Here is a 5,257-nt window from a genome sequence, read left to right as displayed (position 1 = left end):
GGCGGAACTTCAGCAACGGATCAGCTTCTTTCACATAAGCCAGTTCATTTTCATCCCTGTACAGAGTATCTTTGTCAGAGTTGGAATGGGAACCGATACGGACACAATTGGCATGTACGATTACCGGATTCCGGTTCAGCAATGCATACTCACGGGCCTCAGTCATGGCATTCATGGAGTCGAACACATCTTTTCCATTACAATGGATAATCTTCAGATTCTTGAATCCGGAGAAGTTATCCGCCACTTTACGGGCTGCCGTCTGGTCTTTCTTCGGAACAGATATACCATATCCATTATCTTGCCATACAAAAATAACAGGCAGGCGTTCAAGGCTGGCACCATTGACAGCTTCGTAGACAAAGCCCTCGGATGAAGCAGATTCGCCGTGTGAAGTAATAACGACTCCTTTATGGTCATAATATACCATTGCACGTGCCACACCGGCTGCATGAAGATCATGCGTACCTGTAGCCGAGGATATATTCTCAATATGCCATTCGGGTTTGGCAAAGTGATTGGACATATGGCGTCCGCCACTTCCCGGATCAGTAGCTTTGGAGATACCATTCAGTATAAGTTCTTCTGCCGTCATTCCGGCGGAAAGGGCAGTCAGCATATCACGGTAGTAAGGGAAAAGAAAGTCTTCTCCTTTGGTAAATACCTGTCCGATGGCCAACTGTATCCCGTCATGTCCGGCATACGGAGCGTGAAAGGACCAGCCAAGAGACTGCAACAGGTAAGCGGGCGCCTTTTCATCAAGCGCACGCCCCAGCGTCATCAGGTAATACCATTTCTTCAGCAGTTCCACATCTGTGGTTTTTATATTGTACTTTTTCATACTTATCAAGGTATTAAGTTATTCTTTCCAGTTTTCCAGATAATCTTTAATAAAATAGAGGAAGTTGCCACCTAATGAACCATCCACGACTCTATGGTCATAAGAGAGGGACAGATACATCTTATGACGGATGGCAATCACATCCCCTTCCGGAGTCTCTATTACGGCAGGCTTCTTCTCAATGTATCCTACTCCCAGGATAGCTACCTGAGGCTGATTGATGATAGGTGTACCGAACAAAGACTTGAATGTACCGAAGTTCGTAATCGTAAAAGTGCCACCGGAAATATCATCGGGCATCAGCTTATTATCACGAGCCTTGAGTGCCAGTGAATCAATGGCTACGGCAAGTCCGTTCAGATTCAGACGATCGGCATCACGAACCACCGGAACAATCAGATTGCCATCATTCAGAGAAACGGCAATACCGACATTGATATGTTTCTTGAACAGGATATTATATCCCTCTACCGATACATTCACTTGCGGGTAAGCAGCCAGCGCCTTCGCCACAGCTTCTGTGATGGCAGGCATATACGTAAGTTTCACTCCCTCACGACGGAAAAAAGCATCTTTATTCTTATCACGCCACTTCACAAGTTTCGTTACATCCACTTCCACAACATTGGTTACGTGCGGAGAAGTATGTTTAGACATTACCATGTGGTCGGCTATCACCTTACGTACACGATCCATCTCTTTTACTTCAACACCTTCTGCTGAGAATGTGCCGGAAGCTGGTGTAGTACGTTGTACTTCAGGAGTTGCAGCAGGTTTAGCAGACGACTGGGCAGGTGCTGTAGCTACCGGTTGCGGTGCAACGCTTGCAACAGGTTGCGGACTTGGTTTAGCAGCAGGTTGTGTCGTGATGGTATCGCCACTTTGTTTCCGGACAATGTAACTCTTGATGTCCTTCTTGCTCACCCGTCCCTGATATCCGGTACCCGGAATAGTATCCAGTTCTTTAGGCTGAATGCCGGCCTCACGAGCCAACTGAAGAACTACAGGCGAATACCAACGTTCTTCTTCCGATTTTACAGCCTTGACTTGAGGAGTTTCCTCGGAGGCAGCCTTAGAAACAACCGCAACACTCTCATCAGTAGCGGAACTTTGGAGAGCCTCTACGCTATCCTCATCCTCGGAGTTTTCACCTCCTATATCGACAATAGCCACCACCGTACCCACAGCTACGGTATCTCCTTCCTTAAATAAAATTTCCACGACTTTACCTTCTACCGGAGATGGTATTTCGGCACTAACCTTAGCGGTATTTACTTCAAACAATACATCATCTTCCTTGATGATGTCTCCTACTTGTACCGACCATGAGATGATGGTACCTTCGGTTATACTTTCACCCAATTTGGGCATCTTTATTTCAAATCTTGACATATAGTTAAGTTTTAGGTTCTCGGTTTATTATATATACAACAAACAACTGAGTAGTAAGTTTTTAACTTAAGTAAAAGTTAATGCGGATTTATGATATATCCACTCTTTGCAAGCATACTTTTCCGCTTTCAACCGTTCGATGGCTTCCATATCTCCGGCAGAGAAGCGGTAAATCCGGTTATCGTCATCATCCACAAAGGAGTGAAAGAGCAAATGCATGAAACGCTTGATGTCCATAGGCTCAGACAAAAAGTCTTTTATATTCGCAACTTCACTCCGTACGGAAGGTACTGCACGCATAGTACGAGAGCCCGGTAAACGGCTTTCCACATCCGGATCGCCATTCAATGCCGCATTCAACGTATCCAGATCAGTAGAAAACAACAAAGTACAATGATACATCACACGATCTTTGTGTATGCACTGCGCACTACCTGATATTTTCCGTTCGTCCACATAAATGCCCAGACGCTGGTCAGCATAAGCTGAGATGCCTACCTTTTCGAGAAAATCAACGACCTGTTGCAGGTAATATACAAAGTCCGGCTGTTTTACGGTTTCAATAAAGCTCAGGTTAATATTTCCCCTGTCATGATATACAGCACCTCCACCGGAGAAACGGCGTGCCAGGGTTATTCCCTTTTCATCCAGAAACCTCTCGTCCGCTTCCACCGCCACACTCTGATGTTTCCCTATCACTACGGAAGGTTCCGACTGCCAAAGCATAAAGAAGTTACCTCGCTTCTGCTTCAACAAATACTCTTCTGCTGCCAGATTAAAATAAATATCCGTACAGCGATTATCAATACAGAACATTACGCAAACAAAGTTTCATGGAAGATTTCACCGACCGTCGGATGCGGAAAAACAGTCTTTTGAAACTCTTCCACCGTATATCCGTGCTGCACGGCAAGTCCGGCAAGAACAATCAATTCGGAAACAGGGTTTCCCAGCATATGGCAGCCTATCACCCGATCATCATTGTCCAATATCAACTTACAAAGCCCGTTCACCAATTCATTCTCGGCTACAAAACGACCGGAATAGGCCATCGGTAGCTTCTGTACATGATAACTGATATCGGATGCTTTCAGTTCTTCCTCAGTCTTACCTACTCCCGCTACTTCGGGATTGGTATACACCACACCGGGTACACAATCGTAATTCATACGGTCTTCCACTCCCAGGATATGATTGACGGCAACTTCACTTTCACGAATGGCAGTATGTGCCAGCATAGAGTGTCCGGTAATATCACCACAGGCATAAACACGAGGATGGGAAGTCTGCATATGTTCATCCACCTTCACACCGTTGCGCAGCAGTTCAATGTTCAGTTTATCCAAACCGACCTGGGACAAGTTAGCTTTCCTACCCACACTGACGAGTACCTTTTCGGCTTCGATACGTGCAGTCTTACCTTCCTTTTCAATAGTGACACCCTCTTTGCCGACTTCAATTACTTTGGCATTCAAATGGAAATTAACCCCACGCTTCTGATATTCCGAACGTAGCATGCCACTGGTTTCCTTATCCATAGCGCCCAATACTTCGGGCATCATTTCAACAACATGCACCTGCACACCCATGCTATTGAAAAAAGAGGCAAATTCCATTCCGATAACACCACCGCCGATAATGACAAGTGAACGGGGCAAAGTTGTGATCTCCAATGCTTCCTTTGATGTCCAATAATCAATTTCAGATAATCCTTTAATGGGAGGGATCAATGTATCGGAACCTGTACATACCAACAGATAGGTTACTTCATATGCTTCGCCGGCAGCCGAAAGCTGGAAACGTCCGTCCGCCTCCCCCACAATAACGGCTTCCTGCGGTACAATAACAGCACCGTAAGAACTGACGGTCATCTTCACACCACCGGTCAGCTTTTTCACAATTTTATCTTTACGGTCGATAATCTTTTTCATATCGAATGACGAACCATCGGGCACAGAGATGCCATACTTGAACGCGCCTTTCATATTGTCCCACAACTTGGCGGAATAAAGCAGAGTTTTGGTAGGGATACACCCCTCATTGAGACAAACACCGCCAATAGCTTTCTTTTCAAACAAAACAGTTTGCAGCCCGTTTGCAGCCGCTCTTTCGGCTGCCGTATATCCGGCAGGGCCACCGCCGATGATAGCTATATCATATTTCATAAATCAGTAGTATTAAGTAAATTATATACTTAACAACAAAAGAGAAGAGCGCAAAGTTCTATGACAACCTATTAAGGAAAGTTACTGTTTTTCAATCACAATAGCCTACATCCTAAAATTTATCTGTACTTTTGCAGAAATTTAAGAAATACTATGGTAGCTCCCGAAATAGCAATTGCTGACTCCAACACCTTATCATGTATGGGATTGCAAAGCCTTCTAGAAGAAATTATCCCGATGGCCGTCATCCGTGTATTCAGTTCGTTCGAGGAACTGATGGACGATACCCCCGATATGTACGCGCATTATTTCGTTTCAGCACAGATATATTTTGAGCATACCGCTTTTTTCCTGCCGCGCAAGCCCAAGACCATTGTATTGGCAAATGGTGACAATCAGCCTCAACTGGCAGGAATACCGACCTTGAATATTTATCAGGACGAGAAAACACTGATCAGAAACATCCTGCAACTGCATCAGTTCGGACACAAAGGCGGACATCCTCATAGCCACCCCCACGGACATCCCCACGGTGCAACAGCACATCCGTGCGGTAATCCTCATGCCGACAGTGAACATGATCTTTCTCCCCGCGAAATAGAAGTACTGGTACTGATAACCAAAGGACTTATCAATAAAGAAATAGCCGATAAACTAAATATCAGCCTGACTACCGTCATCTCCCACCGAAAGAATATTACGGAGAAACTGGGCATTAAATCAGTGGCCGGACTGACGATTTATGCTGTAATGCACGGGTACGTTGAAGCAGACCGTATCTAAATCCTAATAAATGAGGATTGCGGAGACAGGGGAAATGCCCTTACTTTGCAACCAGAAACCTATAAATGATAATTTA

General features: G+C 45.1%; 5 protein-coding genes. 1 reads left to right on the top strand and 4 read right to left on the bottom strand.

Features of this window, described 5'->3' with window-relative positions; all coding sequences use genetic code 11:
• From BACCELL_RS00025 to lpdA, 4 genes are all read right to left on the bottom strand, one after another.
• On the bottom strand, positions 1-841 hold an 841-nt coding region (locus BACCELL_RS00025; protein ID WP_007209407.1), incomplete at its 3' end, for a thiamine pyrophosphate-dependent dehydrogenase E1 component subunit alpha.
• 18 nt (positions 842-859) lie between these two features.
• Complete coding sequence (locus BACCELL_RS00020) at positions 860-2,233, bottom strand: dihydrolipoamide acetyltransferase family protein (RefSeq protein ID WP_007209406.1); 1,374 nt, start codon at positions 2,231-2,233, stop codon at positions 860-862.
• Between the two features lie 66 nt (positions 2,234-2,299).
• Positions 2,300-3,049, bottom strand: a complete 750-nt coding sequence (locus BACCELL_RS00015; protein WP_007209405.1) for a lipoate--protein ligase family protein — start codon at positions 3,047-3,049, stop codon at positions 2,300-2,302.
• Entirely contained in the window at positions 3,049-4,398 is a 1,350-nt protein-coding gene (lpdA, locus tag BACCELL_RS00010) for a dihydrolipoyl dehydrogenase (RefSeq protein WP_007209404.1), read from the bottom strand. The genes BACCELL_RS00015 and lpdA overlap by 1 nt, the downstream gene beginning before the upstream one ends.
• A gap of 153 nt (positions 4,399-4,551) precedes the next feature.
• Here lpdA and BACCELL_RS00005 point away from each other — a divergent pair, with 153 nt between their 5' ends.
• A complete protein-coding gene (locus tag BACCELL_RS00005) occupies positions 4,552-5,181 on the top strand; it encodes a helix-turn-helix transcriptional regulator (protein ID WP_007209403.1) in 630 nt (209 codons plus the stop codon).
• The last annotated feature ends 76 nt before the right edge of the window (positions 5,182-5,257 follow it).

This window comes from Bacteroides cellulosilyticus DSM 14838 (genome assembly GCF_000158035.1).
Classification (GTDB): domain Bacteria; phylum Bacteroidota; class Bacteroidia; order Bacteroidales; family Bacteroidaceae; genus Bacteroides; species Bacteroides cellulosilyticus.
The sequence above is the reverse complement of the archived record's forward strand: the minus strand, read 5'-3'. Positions and strand labels throughout refer to the sequence as shown.